Origin of the sequence: Chryseobacterium sp. SIMBA_038 (genome assembly GCF_046535115.1) — a bacterium.
GTDB lineage: Bacteria > Bacteroidota > Bacteroidia > Flavobacteriales > Weeksellaceae > Chryseobacterium.
The window spans coordinates 1-229 of sequence record NZ_JAWRXH010000495.1; the positions used below are offsets into that span (position 1 = coordinate 1).

General features: G+C 37.1%; 1 protein-coding gene. It reads right to left on the reverse strand.

Annotated features, from left to right (window positions below; genetic code table 11):
• Positions 1-229: RteC domain-containing protein (locus tag SB689_RS24395; protein ID WP_410694590.1), on the reverse strand; the 229-nt coding region annotated here is incomplete at both ends.

The window sequence follows — 229 nt, forward strand, 5'->3', positions numbered from 1 at the left end:
CATCAGCTCTATCAGTGACACTTTTGAAGATGTCCATATTAATTTTCCTACTTCCCCGATATTTACCACTGTTTCCTGCCCGATATTGCGGATTGATTTTATCAGGTAATCTTCCAGCAGCTCATTAGCCTGTATTACAGCTATTTTATGGTCATGAGAGGTTGTAAAATCTTCATCAAGGTTGTATATGCTTGAGGAAAGTTTCATCTTTAAATCGTATGATCTTCTG